This window comes from Phycisphaeraceae bacterium (genome assembly GCA_019636735.1).
Lineage (GTDB): Bacteria > Planctomycetota > Phycisphaerae > Phycisphaerales > SM1A02 > VGXK01.
This window is the reverse complement of the sequence record JAHBWY010000010.1, coordinates 1-16,374: the sequence shown is the minus strand read 5'-3', so window position 1 is coordinate 16,374 and position 16,374 is coordinate 1. Positions and strand designations below refer to the sequence as shown.

General features: G+C 66.0%; 11 protein-coding genes. 10 read left to right on the top strand and 1 reads right to left on the bottom strand.

Going from position 1 to position 16,374, the window contains the following annotated elements:
• The first annotated feature begins 336 nt into the window (after positions 1-336).
• The 8 genes from KF724_12600 (at position 337) to KF724_12565 (ending at position 13,084) form a co-directional block, all read left to right on the top strand.
• The gene (locus KF724_12600) at positions 337-2,391 is read left to right on the top strand and encodes a hypothetical protein (GenBank protein ID MBX3356528.1); all 2,055 of its coding nucleotides are present in this window, start codon (positions 337-339) and stop codon (positions 2,389-2,391) included.
• Positions 2,392-2,630: 239 nt separating this feature from the next.
• Positions 2,631-4,151, top strand: a complete 1,521-nt coding sequence (locus KF724_12595) for a hypothetical protein (GenBank protein ID MBX3356527.1) — start codon at positions 2,631-2,633, stop codon at positions 4,149-4,151.
• Between the two features lie 53 nt (positions 4,152-4,204).
• Positions 4,205-7,321 carry a hypothetical protein gene (locus KF724_12590; GenBank protein ID MBX3356526.1) on the top strand — a complete coding sequence of 1,039 codons (3,117 nt, stop codon included), beginning with the start codon at positions 4,205-4,207 and terminating at the stop codon, positions 7,319-7,321.
• A complete protein-coding gene (locus tag KF724_12585; protein ID MBX3356525.1) occupies positions 7,318-8,151 on the top strand; it encodes a phosphoribosylformylglycinamidine synthase subunit PurQ in 834 nt (277 codons plus the stop codon). The genes KF724_12590 and KF724_12585 overlap by 4 nt, the downstream gene beginning before the upstream one ends.
• Positions 8,152-8,204: 53 nt before the next feature.
• A complete protein-coding gene (locus KF724_12580; GenBank protein MBX3356524.1) occupies positions 8,205-9,023 on the top strand; it encodes a hypothetical protein in 819 nt (272 codons plus the stop codon).
• A 228-nt stretch (positions 9,024-9,251) separates the two neighbouring features.
• A complete protein-coding gene (locus KF724_12575; GenBank protein ID MBX3356523.1) occupies positions 9,252-10,958 on the top strand; it encodes a tail fiber domain-containing protein in 1,707 nt (568 codons plus the stop codon).
• A gap of 12 nt (positions 10,959-10,970) precedes the next feature.
• Positions 10,971-12,014 (top strand): Gfo/Idh/MocA family oxidoreductase, encoded by a 1,044-nt coding sequence (locus KF724_12570; GenBank protein ID MBX3356522.1) that lies wholly within the window; start codon positions 10,971-10,973, stop codon positions 12,012-12,014.
• Complete coding sequence (locus tag KF724_12565) at positions 12,011-13,084, top strand: deoxyribonuclease IV (GenBank protein MBX3356521.1); 1,074 nt, start codon at positions 12,011-12,013, stop codon at positions 13,082-13,084. The genes KF724_12570 and KF724_12565 overlap by 4 nt, the downstream gene beginning before the upstream one ends.
• Before the next feature lie 484 nt (positions 13,085-13,568).
• Here the strand turns inward: KF724_12565 and KF724_12560 are convergent, their stop codons facing one another.
• Positions 13,569-13,895, bottom strand: a complete 327-nt coding sequence (locus KF724_12560; GenBank protein ID MBX3356520.1) for a hypothetical protein — start codon at positions 13,893-13,895, stop codon at positions 13,569-13,571.
• A gap of 53 nt (positions 13,896-13,948) precedes the next feature.
• Here KF724_12560 and KF724_12555 point away from each other — a divergent pair, with 53 nt between their 5' ends.
• Together KF724_12555 and trpD are read left to right on the top strand one after the other, a co-directional pair.
• A complete protein-coding gene (locus KF724_12555) occupies positions 13,949-15,124 on the top strand; it encodes a tetratricopeptide repeat protein (protein ID MBX3356519.1) in 1,176 nt (391 codons plus the stop codon).
• The gene (gene trpD / locus KF724_12550) at positions 15,121-16,245 is read left to right on the top strand and encodes an anthranilate phosphoribosyltransferase (protein MBX3356518.1); all 1,125 of its coding nucleotides are present in this window, start codon (positions 15,121-15,123) and stop codon (positions 16,243-16,245) included. The genes KF724_12555 and trpD overlap by 4 nt, the downstream gene beginning before the upstream one ends.
• Positions 16,246-16,374: the final 129 nt, after the last annotated feature.

Here is a 16,374-nt window from a genome sequence, read left to right as displayed (position 1 = left end):
AGAACAGAGATTTACGCGTGCCGCACACCCAGCCTTTACATCCGCTATCCTCCGCACCTTCGAAGAGACCGGCCTGAACATGCCGATCCCTTTGGTTGCGTCATTCAGGAGAGATCCTCGAAAGCTCACTGGCCAGAAGCACACGACATGGACCAACGCTTCCCCGAGATCTTCATGAATGCCGCCCGCGTGCCGTTGTGTGACGGCACTCGGTTGACGGACCGTTGGCCCAGCCGGTCATCCCACTGGGGCGATGACACGCACGGCTGGGTGGATGCATGAGTCGGATCGCTTGGTCGCGATCCAGTTTCAGAACTCGTTTCAGGAGCACAACACATGAGTCTGACCAGATATGTCGGTCTCCTCGCGGGTAGTACGCTCGGCCTCACGGCCGCCGCGTTCGCCTCGTCGGTGGAGGCCTCGAACGACACGCTCTCCCAGCTCGCCGAGCTTCGCCGAGAAGTCGCTGAGTTGAAGGCCGCTCAGGGCCAGCAGTGGCTCACCGAAGAGCGCGCGAAGGAGATCCGCTCGATCGTTCAGGATGTGCTGGCCGATGCGGACACCCGCGCCAGCCTCCAGTCGTCCGGCGCAACGGCCGGCTATGACAACGGCTTCTTCATCGCCAGCCCCGATGGCAACTTCAAGCTCGTGGTCAACGGCGAGCTGCAGGTCCGCTGGGCGATGAGCCGCCTCAGCAGCCGCAGCCTGGGTCAGCTCGATCCTGGCAGCTTCCAGCCGCCGGAGACGGGGGCCCAGAATGAGTTCCCGGGCGGATTCGAGAACAAGGGCTACCAGGGCTTCTTCGGTCAGGGCAACAGCAACGGCATCCAGCGGACCGCTCGCGGCTTCAGCGTGCCCCGCGCGAAGCTTGAGTTCTCCGGCCATGTGGTCGACCCGAGCTGGCAGTACCGCATCGTCGGCGCTTTCGAACAGCAGACGACCCAAGCTCCGTTCTCGCAGACGATCGCCTTCGGCGACGGCCAGTCCTACACCTTCAATGCTCCGTCTGGCACCTACGGCTGGAACAACCCCGCCGGTAATGGCTCTCTCGGTTCGAACTTCGGACTTGAGGATGCCTACATCGTCAAGGTGCTCGATCCGAACTGGTCCATCAAGGTCGGTCAGTTCAAGGCACCGCTGCTTCGCGAGGAGCTCGTCTCCAGCAAGTACCAGCTCGCGGTTGAGCGTTCGCTTGTGAACCAGTTCTTCAGCACTGAGTTCACGCAGGGCATCGAGCTCACCTTCCAGAATGATTGCTTCCGCGCGATGGTGAGCTACAACGACGGTGGCAACAACGCCAACACCTCGTCGACCATCGGCAACAGCAACCAGTTCGGCAACTTCACCCAGTGGGCCGTGACCGGTCGCGTGGAGTGGCTGGCCTTCGGTACCTGGGAGCAGTTCAATGACTTCTCCAGCCCGAACGGCACCGGCAGCGGTCTGCTCATCGGTGCTGCGGCCAACTGGCAGAGCGGTGGCGCCAACGACCTCAACAACACGGCGAACAGCTGGACGGCACCGAACTCGCTCAGCGGCAACTTCGGCAACCTCCAGGGCTTCCCGCTCCAGCCCGTGTTCAACAACCAGTACCCGAACAACCTGCCGACCAGCGCCAACAGCGATGTCAAGAACCTGACCTACACGGCTGACATCTCGTGGGAGCTCGGCGGCGTGAGCCTCTACGCGGCCTATGTCGGCAATGTGGCCTACGGCATCCCGGCTGGCTGGGTGGCCAACCCAAGCGGCGGCTTCACCGGTGACAACGGCAACACCCCGAACAACCTCTCCCTCGTGCCCGCGGCATGGGGCGGTGGAACTTCGAATGTCTTTGTGCCCGGCTACGGCTACGGCAACTCGCCCATCTTCAGCCACGGTGTCGTGGTGCAGGCTGGTTGGTTCATCGTTGACGACCTCGAGCTCTTCGGTCGCTACGAGTACTACACCACCGTCAACAACAACGCGAACGGCTACGCAGGCAACACGCCGACCTTCTGGGGCTGGGTCCCAGGCGGCAGCTCGCCGTTTGCCAACAACACGAACTCCAACGGTGTCAACCCCGGATTCCCCGGGCCGAACGCTGGCATCAACACGCCGACCGACAATGGCTACGAGGGTTCGCAGACGAACCCCTACTACGCCTACAACCTCGGTGGCAACCCCTACGCCGCGCAGATGAACCAGGTCGTCACCTTCGGTGCCAACTGGTATCCCGCGGGCGTGAAGAACCGGAACATCAAGCTCTCGGGTGACCTGAGCTACTCGATCAACCCGGTGCTCTTCAATCAGGGCATCTACGGCCGCAACATCGCCATCACTGACTTCCGCTCGGACGGCGGTCAGAACGGCGGCGGCCAGTGGGTCTCCCGCGTCCAGCTGCAGCTTCTCTTCTGAGCGCTGCACGCTCCTGATTGCATCCAGTTCGGCGGGACCTTCCCGCCAAGTCCGACCATGCCGGCCGGCTCCGCAAGGAGCCGGCCGGTTTTTCGTTGGCGTGGGCGCTCACTTCCTCAAGTGACAGCGGGGGCATGCGTCGATAAGCTCCGCATCGCATGTCCCGAATCACCCTCGGAAGACTTGTCCCCGGATCCGCAATTGAGTCACCACGGGTCCGCGCACTCCTCGCCGGATCGATGGTTCTTGCCTCCCTCGTCGCCGCGACACCTCTGCACGCGGCCGGACCGGTTGATGAGGACATCCTGAAGCGACTTGAGGCCCTCGAGCGACGCAATGATGAGCTCGAGCGGCGCAATCGCGACCTGGCGAGCGAAGTTGCCGTCCTTCGAACCAGCCAGGGCGAGGAGTGGCTCACCGAGGAGCGCGCCGCCCAGATCAGGCAGATCGTTGAGGATGTGCTCGTCGACGCCGGCAGCCGCGCGAGCCTTCGTCAGGACGGCATGACCGCCGGCTGGAATGACGGCTTCTTCATGGCCAGCCCCGATGGGCGCTTCAAGCTCCAGGTCGGCGGGCTTCTTCAGACGCGCTTCGTCTGGAGCAACATTCGCACGGGGCAGACCGATCCTACGGTTCAGGATCGAAAGCAGGATCGTTACGCCTTCGACCTTCCGAACACCCAGTTGTGGTTCCGCGGCCATGTCTTCGGGCCGAGCGTCCAGTACATGGTGAAGGCTCGCTTCACCAACAACACCGCCATCTTCCTCGGTGAGCAGGGCCCGGTCCCGCTCGGTGACGGCAGTGGCACGCTCCAGCTCATGGACGCGTGGATCCGCTTTCAGTTGACTGACAACTGGAGCGTACGGGCCGGTCAGTATCGATCGCCGTACAGCCGCGAGTTCCTCATTCCCGAGCAGTACCAGCTCGCGGTGAATCGCTCCATCGTCGACTTCCACATGGGGCTTGGCTACACACAGGGCGTCGAGCTCCAGTTCATCAGCGATGACATCCGCTGGCTTTTGAGCCTCGATGACGGCGGCAACGACAACCTGAGCGGCCCAGCGCTTTCGACCGTCGACGGTAATCCCGCCAACTCGCCGTGGTTCCGCCAGGATTCCGACATCTCGGTGACCACGCGCCTCGAGTGGAAGCCCTTTGGCGCGTGGCAGGACTTCGCCAGCTTCACGAGCCCCATGGGACAGGCGCAGGGTTGGTTGCTCGGTGCTGCCTTCCACTACCAGCAGTCGCAGTTGCCCATCCTGAACTCGCCGGTCATCAACAACCTCGGCGGCTACAACGAGTGGTACGCCTGGACCGTCGACTCGCAGTACAACTTCGGTGGCGCGAGCCTCTTCGGCTCGTTCTATTACAACTATCTGGAATCGCCGGCGGCGTACCTTCGGACCGGGTTCAACCCACCGCAGCCAGTCAATCTGGGCTTCATCAACATCTGGGGCCTCGTCTTGCAGGGGGCCATTTACATCGCGCCGAAGTGGGAGCTCTTCGCTCGATATGAGCTCTCCAACTGGCGCGCCACCAACCAGAACTCCCTGCCGCTTGCGTTCCGAAGTCCGTCGATGCTCAATGTCGCCACCGTCGGCGTCAACTGGTACATCAACGGTCAGGATGTGAAGCTGACCACGGACATCGGGTACTCGTTCACGGCAACCGAGCCGCAGACGAGCGATCTCCAAGCTGGCTGGCGCACCGCGAGTTCGGATCAGTTCGTCTTCCGAACTCGTCTGCAACTCATGTTCTGAGCCGTTCGGCCACCGTCGCGGACAGTCGCAGCAAGGCTCGTACACTGGCGGCCATGTCGGGTTCGCCGCCGCTTCATCGCATCGAAGTTCGCCCCCGTCCGGGACAGCGCGATGTTCGCGCCGAGCGATTCCTTCGGCGGCTTCGCAGTGCATCGTCGGAGCTGCCCGCCATGCCCTCGGCGGTGCGCCATGCGTCGGTGTACCTGATCGAAGGCTCGCTCAGCCATGCTGACGCGGAGCGCGTGGCGCATGAACTTCTCGCCGACCCAGTGACGCAGGTCGCGTCGCTGGTGGACGGCGCAGCGGGGGCCGCGTCGTCGGCAACGGTCGAAGTGCACCCATTGCCGGGAGTCACCGACCCCGCCGCCGAGAGCGTGGAGCTGGCAGTCCTTGCGATGACCGGTCAGCGCATTCGTGCCCAAACGGCGGAGCGCTATGACCTCGCTGGTGTGACCGCCGACGAAGCGCGGGTGATCGGCGAGCGCCTGCTCGCAAACACCGTCATTCACGCCGTGCACACGGCGCCCTTCCATCCGGAGCGCCTTCCCGTCGGGCGCCACTATGAGCTCTCGATTCGCGAGGTTCCGCTCGCCTCGCTCGACGACACGGCGCTTGAGCGCCTGAGCCGCGAAGCTCATCTCTTTCTCTCCCTCGAGGAAATGCGCGCGATCCGCGATGAGTATCGGCGCCTCGGACGAGAGCCGCGGGAGATCGAACTGGAGACGCTCGCCCAGACCTGGAGCGAGCATTGCGTGCACAAGACGCTCAAGAGCACCATCCGCTATCGCGAGACGGCGCTCCCTGCTGGGATGCGCGCCTTTGCCGGGCGCACCACCGCCGGCGCGCCCCGTCCGGGGCACGAACCCCAGCCCGACGGCTCGGTCATCATCCACAACCTGCTCAAGTCCACGGTGGCGGCGGCCACCCATGAACTCATGGCGGGGAAGCACGGACCGGCCATCGACTGGTGTCTCTCGGTCTTCGTCGACAACGCGGGGGTCATCGCCTTCGATGCGCAGCATGCCGTCTGCTTCAAGGTGGAGACCCACAACCATCCGAGCGCGATCGAGCCTTACGGCGGTGCGGCCACAGGCATCGGCGGCTGCATCCGCGATGTGATGGGCACGGGCCTGGTGGCGAAGCCGATCGCGGCGACCGATGTCTTCTGCGTGGCGCCACTTCACACGGGGCGACCGGGAGGTCCCGAGCTTCCGCGCGGCTGCCTTCCGCCCGCTCGCATTCTCGAGCAGGTCGTCTCCGGTGTGCGCGACTACGGCAACCGCATGGGCATTCCCACGCTCAACGGCGCGGTCTGGTTCGATGAACGCCATATCGGCAACCCGCTCGTCTACTGCGGCACGGTCGGCGTGCTTCCGCGCGATCGGATCCGCGGCTCAGCGCAGGCAGGGGATCGCATCGTCGCCCTCGGCGGTCGGACTGGACGCGATGGCATTCACGGCGCCACCTTTTCGAGCGCCGAACTCACCGACACGCACGCCGACGAGTTCGGCCATGCCGTTCAGATCGGTAACGCCATCACCGAGAAGAAGTGCCTCGATGTCCTACTCGCGGCGCGCGACCATGCGGGTGGTCCGCTCTTCCACGCCGTCACCGATTGCGGCGCCGGCGGCTTCTCAAGCGCCGTCGGCGAGATGGGCAGTGAACTCGGCGCCGAAGTTCACCTCGACCGGGCACCGCTCAAGTACGACGGCCTCTCGCCAACGGAAGTGTGGATCTCCGAGGCGCAGGAGCGCATGGTGCTGGCGGTGGCTCCGCAGCAGCTCGACGCGCTTCGGGCGCTCTGCGACCTGCACGAAGTCGAGATGTGCGAGCTCGGCACCTTCGGAACGCCCGATCGATCGCTTCGACTCCTTTGGCACGGCACCGAAGTCGGTCGCCTCGACATGCACTTCCTGCACGATGGCATTCCCACGCCCACGCGCGACGCCACCTGGGACGCCGCGTGGGGCGCAGCCGCCGGTGGCGTGCGCTGCGGGAGCGCTCCACTGTCGCGCGGCGCGGAAGCCGAGCGCTCGCCTGCGGAAGCGCTCATCGAGGGCACCGCGGCGCTCCTCGCGCATCCGAACATCGCGAGCCGCGCCTGGATCATCCGTCAGTATGACCACGAGGTGCAGGGCGGCTCGGTTCTCAAGCCGATCGTCGGTCCGGGCGAAGGCGGTCCGGGCGATGCCGCAGTCATCCTTCCGGTGGAGCGCTCCGAACAGGGGCTCGCCGTTGCGAACGGCCTCGCGACCGGTCTCTGCGCCGATCCCTACTTGATGGGGCTCGCAGCCATCGATGAGTGCGTGCGCAATCTTGTCTGCGTCGGCGCCGACCCGACCCGGATCGCCATTCTCGACAACTTCTGCTGGCCGAGCTGCCGCGACGAGCGCAATCTCGGCTCGCTCGTTCGCGCCGCGGAGGCGTGTTACGACGGCGCCGTCGCCTATCGCACTCCATTCATCAGCGGCAAGGACAGCCTCAACAACCAGTTCGTCACGCAGGACGGGCGAGTCATCCAGATTCCGCCCACGCTGCTCATCAGCGGTCTCGGCATCGTGCCCGATGCGTCGCGCGCGATCTCGATGGACCTGAAGCGCGCAGGCAACCTGATCGTGGCGGTCGGAGTCACCCACGGTCGGCTTGGTGGGTCGCATTGGCTTGCGCTCAACCCCGATCTCGCCGGCGCCAGCCACCGTCGCCCTGCGACCGATGGTGCCGTCACGCGAAGCGCCGATGGCGGAGTCGCCTTGCCGGAGGTTGATCTCGTGCTTGGCCCACGCTGTGCGGCTGCCGTCGCTCGGGCCATTGCCGCGAATCTCGTGCGCAGCGCGCATGACGCAAGCGAGGGCGGGCTGCTCGTGGCGCTCGCCGAGATGGCCTTCGCGGGCGAGCTCGGTTGCTCCGTCGAACTTGACGGACTTCCGACGGGAGGGCGCCAGCTCTCTCCAGAGGCCCTCGCCTTCGCCGAGGATCCATCGCGCTATCTGCTCGAAGTTGAGCCCGGGTCGCTTGCCGCGCTCGGCGCGGCTCTCGATGATGTTCCGCATGCCGTCATCGGCAGGGTCGAGGAGAGCACCGAGTTCACCATCCTCGTCGGCGGCGCCGTGGCGTCGACTCCGCTTTGGCGGCTGCGCGAGGCGTGGACGAAGGGAGCGGTGCTGCCATGAGTGAAACCGGACCCCGCGCGCTGATCATCACCGCACCGGGCATCAACTGCGACCTCGAACTCGCTCGTGCTTTCGAAGCTGCGGGCGCCCACCCGGAATCTCATCTCCTGCGGGAGTTGATGCGCACGCCGTCGATCATCGACCGCTTCGACCTCATCGGTCTACCGGGCGGCTTCAGTTACGGCGACGACATTGCCGCAGGCCGCATCATGGCGCAGCTCATCCGGCGCTCGATCCTGCCGGCGTTGCACGAGGCGGTGAAGCGACGGGTCCCCATGATCTGCCCCTGCAACGGCTTCCAGATCGCGGTTCAGGCTGGCCTGCTGCCTTCGTTTGAAGGCGGCTCGGCGGCCCTTCCGGTGGTCGCCCTCGCGGAGAACCTCGATGCACGCTTTCACGATCGCTGGACGCGCATCGAAGTGCCCGACGAGACCATCTGCCTCTGGACGCGCGGACTTCAGTTCGATCAGGAGACAGGTCTCCTTCCGAGCGCACATGGCGAAGGCCGCTTCGTCGCGCCAGCTTCCGTGCTCGATGCATTGGAATGCGCGGGGCAGGTCGCGATGCGCTACGCCGAGGGAGAGAACTTCAACGGCTCCGAGCGCCGCATCGCCGGCATCTGCGATCCCACCGGGCTCATCCTCGGTCTCATGCCGCACCCTGAGCGCTACACGCGCTGGACGCAACATCCTTGGTGGACGCGTCTGGACCCGGGAGTGCGCCAACACGAAACACCGGGTCTTGCCATCTTCCGCAACGCCGTCGATTGGGTGAGGCGCGGCCGTCCGAGCCACACTTCCTCCACCAAGGGTCTTGCACCGTGCCGGTGAGCTTTCTGGGGGGTGCCGGGCGCCAATCGCCGAAGACCGAGACGCGTCGCTGCGTGAAGTGCGGCTACGCGCTGCTGGCAGGTCAGAAGCGTTGCCCCGAGTGTGGCGTCGATGCCTCCGCGCCTCGGGCGCGTTACGCCATCACGCAGCTTCAGCAGGCCGGGCCGTCGGTGGTCTGGCCCATTGCGATCCGCTTCGCCCTGATGGGCGGCGTGGCTGCGATGGGTCCGCTCATCGTGATCGTCGGCCTCCTGCTTCACTGGACCCTTGATTTCGGACCTGGCGTCAGCTTCGGAGCCGCCATCAAGATCCTGATGGGTGTTCTGCCTGTGGTGGTGCTCCTCTCGATGCCGATCGGACCGGGCGCTCTCGGAGGCGAGAGTTCTCCTGTCGAGGTCACGCGCGCCAAGCTTCTCGGCCAGCCCATTCATCTTCTTGCCCTGGCCTTCTCCCTGTGCTGGTGGATCTTCATTGGAGTGATCACCTACGGGGCAGGCGGAATGCTCTCTGTCATCATCGCGCTGCTCGCCTTGGTCGGTGCCGGTGCGAGTGCCTATCTGCACCTCTGCTGGATGGCCGACCTCGGGCTGGCGATCGCCGATGAAGGCCCCCACACGGTGCTCAACATCTGCGTCGGCACAGCGCTGCTGACGATCATCATCGCGCTTCTGGTCGCCTTCTTCGTGGCATCACTTGCCCCGTTCTTCCTTGCGATCGCGGTCATTGTTCTCGCGGTCATCCTCGGTGAGATCGTGGTCGCCATCCAGCTCTCCCGCGACATGATGGCAGCCCTCGTTGGCGCGTACGAAGAGGTTGCTCGCGCCCAGCGAAGGGCCGAGCGCGCCCGGGAAGAGCGGTCACGCTTACCGTGACTCCGCGCGGTCAAGGCCCGGCGGAAGCGTGTATTGGCATCGGATTCGCACGGCGCGAAAGCGCCGCGCCGCGCTTCCCTGCGCGAGGGTGATCTCGTAGCCTCCTTCGCGACTGCCTCGGAGCGCGACGGAGTAGGTCGCGACCCTGGGCTCGCCGATCGCGGCGCGGGTGACTCGGCTTCGCCGCAGGTTGACACCATCGAGCGCGAATGCGCCAAGGAGACGAGAATGCGTCGAGCAACGGACATGAGCCGATGCGCCGGAGTGCTGGGCGGTGTGGTCGCTGTGGCGGCCGCCCTGGTCGCGTTCACCCCAATGCTGACGCTGGAGCGGAGCGCCCTTGGCGCGCCGTCTGCTGGCACGGCTTTCACCTACCAAGGGCGGATCGACTTGAACGGTACTCCATTCAACGGAGTCGCCAACCTCAAGTTCGGACTCTTCGATGCCCCTGGACCGGGGGGGAACGAAGTCGCGCCACACTTGATCATCAACGGTGCGCTCATCACCAACGGCCTGCTCACGATTGACCTCGACTTCGGGCCCGGGGCGTTCAACGGTTCACCGCGATGGCTCGAGATCACGGTGAATGGCCAGCTTCTTCAGCCGCGCACGCCGCTCCTGCCAGCGCCCTACGCGCTCTTCGCGCTCAATGGCAACCAGGGACCGCAGGGGCCGATCGGGCCCCAGGGTCCCGATGGACCACAAGGTGCACAGGGCCCCGCAGGGGCGACCGGACCGCAGGGGCCGATTGGTCCCACGGGCCCACAGGGCCCCGTCGGCGCAACCGGTCCGCAGGGCCCTGTCGGTCCGACCGGGCCACAGGGTCCGCAAGGTCCCATCGGCGCATCGCCATGGCTCCTCTCCGGCACGACGGCGTACTACACGCAGGGCCCGGTCGCGGTTGGATCGCAAAGCACCAACGGTCTCTTCACGGTTCACGGTCTCACTTGGACCGAGGCCCTCGAAGTGGGAACGGGAGTCTGGCCTCCGGCAATCACACGGCTGGGTGGAACCAATGACACTCCGGTGGCGGTCTCCGCCGTTGTCGATGCTCCAAACACCGCGGCGCGAATGCTCGACCTGGTGCGGTGGACGCCGTTCACACCCGCGACGGGAATGGCAGGCACGATCGGGTTCCATCTCAAGGCCACGAACGGGGGCATGGCGCTTAGCGGTGAGATCGGAGTCGGGTGGCAGTCCGCAGCCGCCTTCGACTCAGTGATGACCTTCGCCACGCGCTCCGACTCGGGACTTGCCGAGCGCATGCGTCTGACCGCAGGAGGTCGCCTCGGGGTCGGCGTGACCAATCCCACCGATCGACTCCAGATCAATGCCGACTCCGGCGAGGACGGCTTGCGCGTGCAGGTCGGCGGGGTCACCAGGTTCCGGGTGCATGCCAATGGTGGTGTGTCCGTGGGCGGCAACTTCGCGGGCGCCGTTCCTGAGAGTGGCATGCGCGTCTCAGGCAATGTGGGCATCGGCATCGAGCCGACCTTCCAGCTTCAGCTCTCGAACAACTCTGCGGCGAAGCCCACAAGCAACACCTGGACGATCTCCTCTGATGCCCGTCTCAAACACGACATTCACACCATCGAGGGTGCGCTCGATCGACTGCTCGCGCTGCGCGGCGTGACCTACCGCTGGAACGACCCCCTCGCGCAGGGCGGGATGGATGGTGTCTACACAGGTCTGATCGCGCAGGAGGTCGAGGCGATCTTTCCCGAGTGGATCGGCGAGGATTCGCGCGGCTTCAAGACGCTCACGGTCATCGGCTTCGAGGGTCTTGTGGTCGAGGCACTGCGCGAGCTGGAGCAGAGCAACACCCGTCTCTCCAATGAGAATGAGGAGCTGCGAGGCCGCGTGGCGCAACTGGAGAGGGCCGTCGAAGAACTGCTGCGCCGATCCGAAGAGGGTCGGTTCGCTCCGGTGCGGTAGGCTTCACCCACGATGAAGACACTTCGTTGCGGTGTTGTCGGCGTCGGCCGAATGGGCCGTCATCATGCGCGGATCTGTTCGCTCACAGAAGGCTGCGAGCTCGTCGGAGTCGTCGATCGAGACCCCGAGCGGCGCGCCGCGGTGACCGAGCAGTATGGGGGCGCCGGAGTCGATTCGGTTGAGGCGCTCATCGCCCTCGGGATCGACTGCGCCATCATCGCCACGCCGACGGTGCACCACCGAGCGGCGGCGGAAGCACTGCTCGCCGCAAAGGTGCACTGCCTCATCGAGAAGCCCCTGGCCCCGAGCGTCAAGGAGGCCCGTGCCATTGCTGATGCCGCCGCCAAGGCGGGCGTGGTGCTCCAGGTGGGTCATGTCGTGCGCTACGACCCGGTCATGGTCGCCATTCGCAAGGTCATGACCCACGCACCGCGCTTCGTCGAAGTCGATCGAATCAGCCCCATGACCTTCCGCAGTGTCGATGTCGGTGTGGTGCTCGACATGATGATTCACGACATCGATGTCCTTCTGATGCTCCTTGGCCGCGAGCCCGAGGAGGTGCACGCGAGCGCGGTGAGCGTGCTTGGTGATGCCGAGGATGTCTGCAACGCCCGGCTCGTCTTCCCGCCCGATGAAGCAGGTCGCCGATGCGTCGCCAATGTGACGGCCAGTCGGCTGGCGCTCAAGACCGAGCGCCGAATTCGGATCATCAGCGAGGACGCCTATCTCTCCGCCGACTTCGCGGAGAAGAAGGGGACGCTCATTCGGAAGACCGCGAACTCCGCAAAGATCGCCGAGGTGCGCGAACAGCTTCGCGGCGGCGCGGATCTCTCCAGCGTCAACTACTTGGAGCTGGTGGCCGTGGAGCCGCTCGAAGTGGGGGCCGGTGAACCGCTGCGTCTCCAGTTCGAGGAGTTCGTCGCCGCCATTCGTGAGGGGCGACGACCCTTCGTCGACGCCGAAGATGGCTTCGCCGCTGTGCGCACGGCCGAGCGGATCGTGGCCGCCGCCAAGCAGATGGGCGCCAAGATGGTGGAACTCGGGAGCACTCCGTGAGATTCGGCTCGCACTTGAGCGTGGCTGGCGGCGTGGCGAACGCCGTGCGCGAGGCCGTCGAGCTTGGGCTCGAAAGTGTGCAAGTCTTCACCGCCAATCAGCGGCAGTGGGCACCCAAGCCACCGTCAGAAGCGCAGATTGCGGAGTGGTTCGACGCATTGCGCGAAGCGGGCTGGGGGGATCCCGATGACATCCGCGTCGTGAGTCACAACAGCTACCTGGTGAATCTTGCATCACCTGATGCAGGCGCGCGAGCTCGTTCGCTCGCCCTTCAGCGCGCGGAGCTCGAGCGCTGCGAAGCCCTTGCGATTCGACGGTGCGTCATGCACCCGGGGGCGCACCTCGGGACTCCCGCGCCGCGCGTCGCGCCACCGAAGCGCGACGAGCCTTGTTCACCAGAGGAGCGCGAGGGCCTCGAGCGGCTGGCTCGATCTCTTGACGAGCTGCACGCATCCACCGCGGGGTTCAAGGTCCTGACCTGTCTTGAGAACACGGCGGGCGCCGGCAGCACGCTCGGCTATGACCTGCGGCACCTCGCCATGATCCGGGAGATAATGAAGACTCCGGAGCGCGTGGGCTTCTGCTTCGACACCTGTCATGCCACCGCCGCCGGATACGACATGCACACCGATGCTGGCGCGGCCGAGACCGTTCAGTTGCTTGGGGAAGTCCTGAACCTCGACCTGGGCACGGCGCCCGTCGCGGGAACCAGAACTCGCACGCGGGTGGCGAAGGGTTCGCGCGAAGCTCCGCGCGATCGCCTCGTCTTCCATCTGAACGACTCAAAGGGCGCGTGTGGATCGCGACTCGATCGTCATGAACACATCGGTGACGGCGTCTGCGGCAAGGCGTGCTTTCGAGCGCTCCTGGCGACCAGCGCCTTCGCCGACTGCCCTGGCATTCTCGAAACCCCGAAGGAAGGCTCCTTCAAGGAGCGCCCTTGGGATGTTGAGAATGTCCGTCGGCTTCGTGCGCTGGCGCCTTCAGCCACCACGAGACGCGGCCGTCCAATCGCGGCAGGTGCGAAGAAGCCGCGATCGACCCGAACCGGCGCAGGGTCGCGTCGCTAGACTGACTTCGTGAACGCCGCGACATCACGAACACAAGGTCTGAGATGGCGTCGCGTCTATTGGGTCACCCCGTGGCTTGCGGCGGGCGCGCTCATCGCCGGTTGCGGCAACTGGAGTCAGGACTCGGGCACCGCCCATCGCACCGACATTCCCGTCGAGGAGTGGGCGTGGCCCCGAAGCGACTCGACCGATCGGGGCGCGATGGTCGACGGGCGGCCGCAGAGCGCCTCCCCGGCCGCCTCAACAGCCTCGGCATCGGACCCATCGACTTCACCCACTGATCGTCAACAGCCCACAGTCGAAGGCCCGCGCGCGTTTGCGTCGAGCGAAGGCGTTCGACCTGGGCCTCGCGCGGAACTGACTCCTCCGCCGGAGTGGCAGCGCCAGATTGCGCTCGGCCCGACGCCGGAGCCGCAGCCTGACCCCCAGCCCGCGCGAGAGATTGCGCCGCGCACCACGCCGACGGTGACGCCCGCGCCGTCACTTACGCCAACGCGGACACTGGCGCCAACTCCCGAACCAGCGGCGACTGCTGCGCCGACGCCAGCTCCGACACCCGCAGGGGTACCTGAACCGCAACCGGCACCGGCGCCAGCACCAGCGCCCGCGCCAGCACCAGCGCCGGCTCCCGAACCGGCGCCAGCACCAGAGCCGCAACCGCAGCCCCCGCGCGAGCCTGCGCCGGAGCCAGCACCGGAACCTGCTCCATCACCCGCGCCAGAGCCTGCCCCTTCGCCAACACCGGTGCCCGAACCAGCACCAACACCCGCGCCGGCCCCTGAACCCGCGCCAGCACCGGAGCCGGAACCACAACCCGCGCGCGAGCCGACGCCAGAGCCAGAACCGGAACCCGCGCCAACACCGATGCCCGAACCGGCTCCAGCGCCGGAACCAGAACCTGCACCAGCGCCCGCGCCCGAACCCGCGCCAGCACCTGAGCCGCAACCACAGCCCGCGCGCGAGCCGACGCCAGAGCCAGGACCGGAACCTGCGACAGCTCCCGAGCCAGCGCCAACACCAGCGCCAGCCCCTGCCCCCGCGCCAGCACCTGAGCCGGAACCGCAGCCCGCGCGCGAGCCGACGCCGCCGCCCGCACCCGCTCCATCAGCAGCGCCATCATCTGCGCCCGGCGAGCCCGGAGAAGCGCCCCAGCTCTCGCCCCTCGAGGAGAAGATCAATCGCGCCACCGAGTCGCGCCGCGCGGGCGACTATCGCGAAGCAATCCGCATCTTCGAAGAGATCCTCCGCGACAACCCCAATCTGCCCGCGGGATACATCGGAATCGGCGAGACACTCCTCGCGCAGGGAGATCCTGCGGCTGCCGAGCGTGCCTTCCGTCAGGCTCTGGCGGTTTCTCCCGACAACTTTGACGCTCAACTCGGCCTCGGCCGCTCGCTGCACCGGCAGAACAAGCTGCTCGATGCGATCAACGCCTATCACAAGGCTCTGGTGATCGATCAGGACTCTGCCGTCACCAACATGGCGATGGCGCTTGCGTATCTCCAGCTCGACAATGCTCCCGGAGCAATTCCCTTCGCGGAGCGCGCGGTCCGGCTCGATCCTCGCAGCGGCCCGGCGCGCGTCAATCTCGGCGTGGCGTATGAGCGCCTCGATCGCATGAACGACGCGATCACGCAGTACGAGAAGGCGCTCGAACTCATCGAGCCGACCCCGCAGATCCTGCGCAATCTGCTGAATGCGTATGCCTCGGCGCAGCGCTATCAGGAGGCGGCCAACACCGCCGACGCCCTGGTGCGCCTCGATCCATCGAGCGACAACTTCGAGCGTCTCGGGTGGGCCCACTTCAAGCTCGGCGACTTTGAGAAGAGTTCGAGCTTCTATCGCAAGTCGACGGAGATTGACCCATCCAACTGGGTGAGCATCAACGGTCTGGCGGTGAACGCGATCAACCGTTGGCTCCTCTCCGGCCGACAGGATCGAGCCGCCGCCGCCGAGGCCTCGAGCTACTTCCGGCGAAGCCTTCAACTCAATCCCGACCAGCCGAAGGTGGTCCGGCTGGTCACCAGCTACGGCCTGTGAGCGCACCGCACAACGCTCAAAGCGGTTTGCCCGGGCCTCCCGAGTTTGCGGGCGCTTCGAAGCCCGACCCCGGTGCGCTCACGCCGCAACTGGCGGCACTTGTTGCTGGTCGTTCGCTCTCGGAGTCGGACGCAGCCGCCGCGTTCGAAGTGATCGCCGATGGACGCGCCAGCGAACCGGAGATTGGCGCATTGCTCGCGCTCCTGGCCACTCGGGTTCCCACTGCCGATGAACTCGCTGGCGCCGTGCGCGTCATGCGAGGTCGAGTTGATCGCATCCCCACCGCGATTGCGCCGGAGGAGATCCTTGACACCGCGGGAACTGGCGGCGCACCCAAGACCTTCAATGTCTCGACAGCCGCCGCGATTGTGGCGGCGTCGGTTGGCGCCCGCGTGGCGAAGCATGGCAATCGAAGTCGAACGGGCCGCGGGAGCGCGGAAGTCCTGTCGGCAGTCGGTGTGAATGTCGAAGCGGGGCGCGAGGCGCAGGTTCGCTCACTCGAGCATTGCAACATCTGCTTCGCCTTCGCCGTGCATCACCATCCTGCGGCTCGGCATGCGCTTGGCGCCCGCAAGGCGCTGGGCATTCCCACCATCTTCAATCTTGTGGGGCCGCTGGTGAACCCCGCTGGCGCTGAGCGCCAGGTGGTGGGGGTCTACCACCCGGCACTGGTCGACCCGATGGCTGCGGCCCTCGCGCGACTCGGTTCGAGGCGAGCCCTTGTCCTCCACTCCGATGATGGCCTTGATGAACTGAGCATTCATGCGTCCAGCCGCGTGGTCGAGGTCAGGCAGGGCACGATTTCCGAGTGGCGCGTTGATCCACAGCGAGTGGTTCCGCCCGATTCCAAGTCGACCTCCAGTCGTTCGATCAATCCGAGCTCTCTTCGCGAAGCGGCCTCGCTTTTCCAAGCGGTCCTGCATGGCGATGAGCGCGGCGACGCTCGGCGCATGGTGCTCCTGAATGCGGGCGCCGCGCTCCTTGCCGCCGAGCGTGTGCGTGCGCTCGAGGAGGGCATCGCCGCGGCCGCGAGCGCAATCGACTTCGGGGATGCGTGGCGCACGCTTGGTGCGCTCGCCGAGAGCTCCGGGGGCCGGCTGATCGACCTTCGTGACACCTGAACAAGAGGGCCGATGGGACGGAGTAATGGTGTATCTAGATCTCAAGTGAGTAGTTTCCGCCGAATCGCTCAACCCTCCGGGACCCGGAGGCCGCTCGGCGGGCGACCTCCGGCCTGTTCTCACGCCCCC

Excerpts from the sequence above, each read along its gene's own strand:
- KF724_12595 (MBX3356527.1), top strand. The coding sequence starts at position 2,631 with ATGGTTCTTGCCTCCCTCGTCGCCGCGACACCTCTGCACGCGGCCGGA.
- KF724_12570 (MBX3356522.1), top strand. The coding sequence starts at position 10,971 with ATGAAGACACTTCGTTGCGGTGTTGTCGGCGTCGGCCGAATGGGCCGT.
- KF724_12555 (MBX3356519.1), top strand. The coding sequence starts at position 13,949 with ATGCCCGAACCGGCTCCAGCGCCGGAACCAGAACCTGCACCAGCGCCC.
- KF724_12590 (MBX3356526.1), top strand. The coding sequence starts at position 4,205 with ATGTCGGGTTCGCCGCCGCTTCATCGCATCGAAGTTCGCCCCCGTCCG.
- KF724_12585 (MBX3356525.1), top strand. The coding sequence starts at position 7,318 with ATGAGTGAAACCGGACCCCGCGCGCTGATCATCACCGCACCGGGCATC.
- KF724_12575 (MBX3356523.1), top strand. The coding sequence starts at position 9,252 with ATGCGTCGAGCAACGGACATGAGCCGATGCGCCGGAGTGCTGGGCGGT.
- KF724_12600 (MBX3356528.1), top strand. The coding sequence starts at position 337 with ATGAGTCTGACCAGATATGTCGGTCTCCTCGCGGGTAGTACGCTCGGC.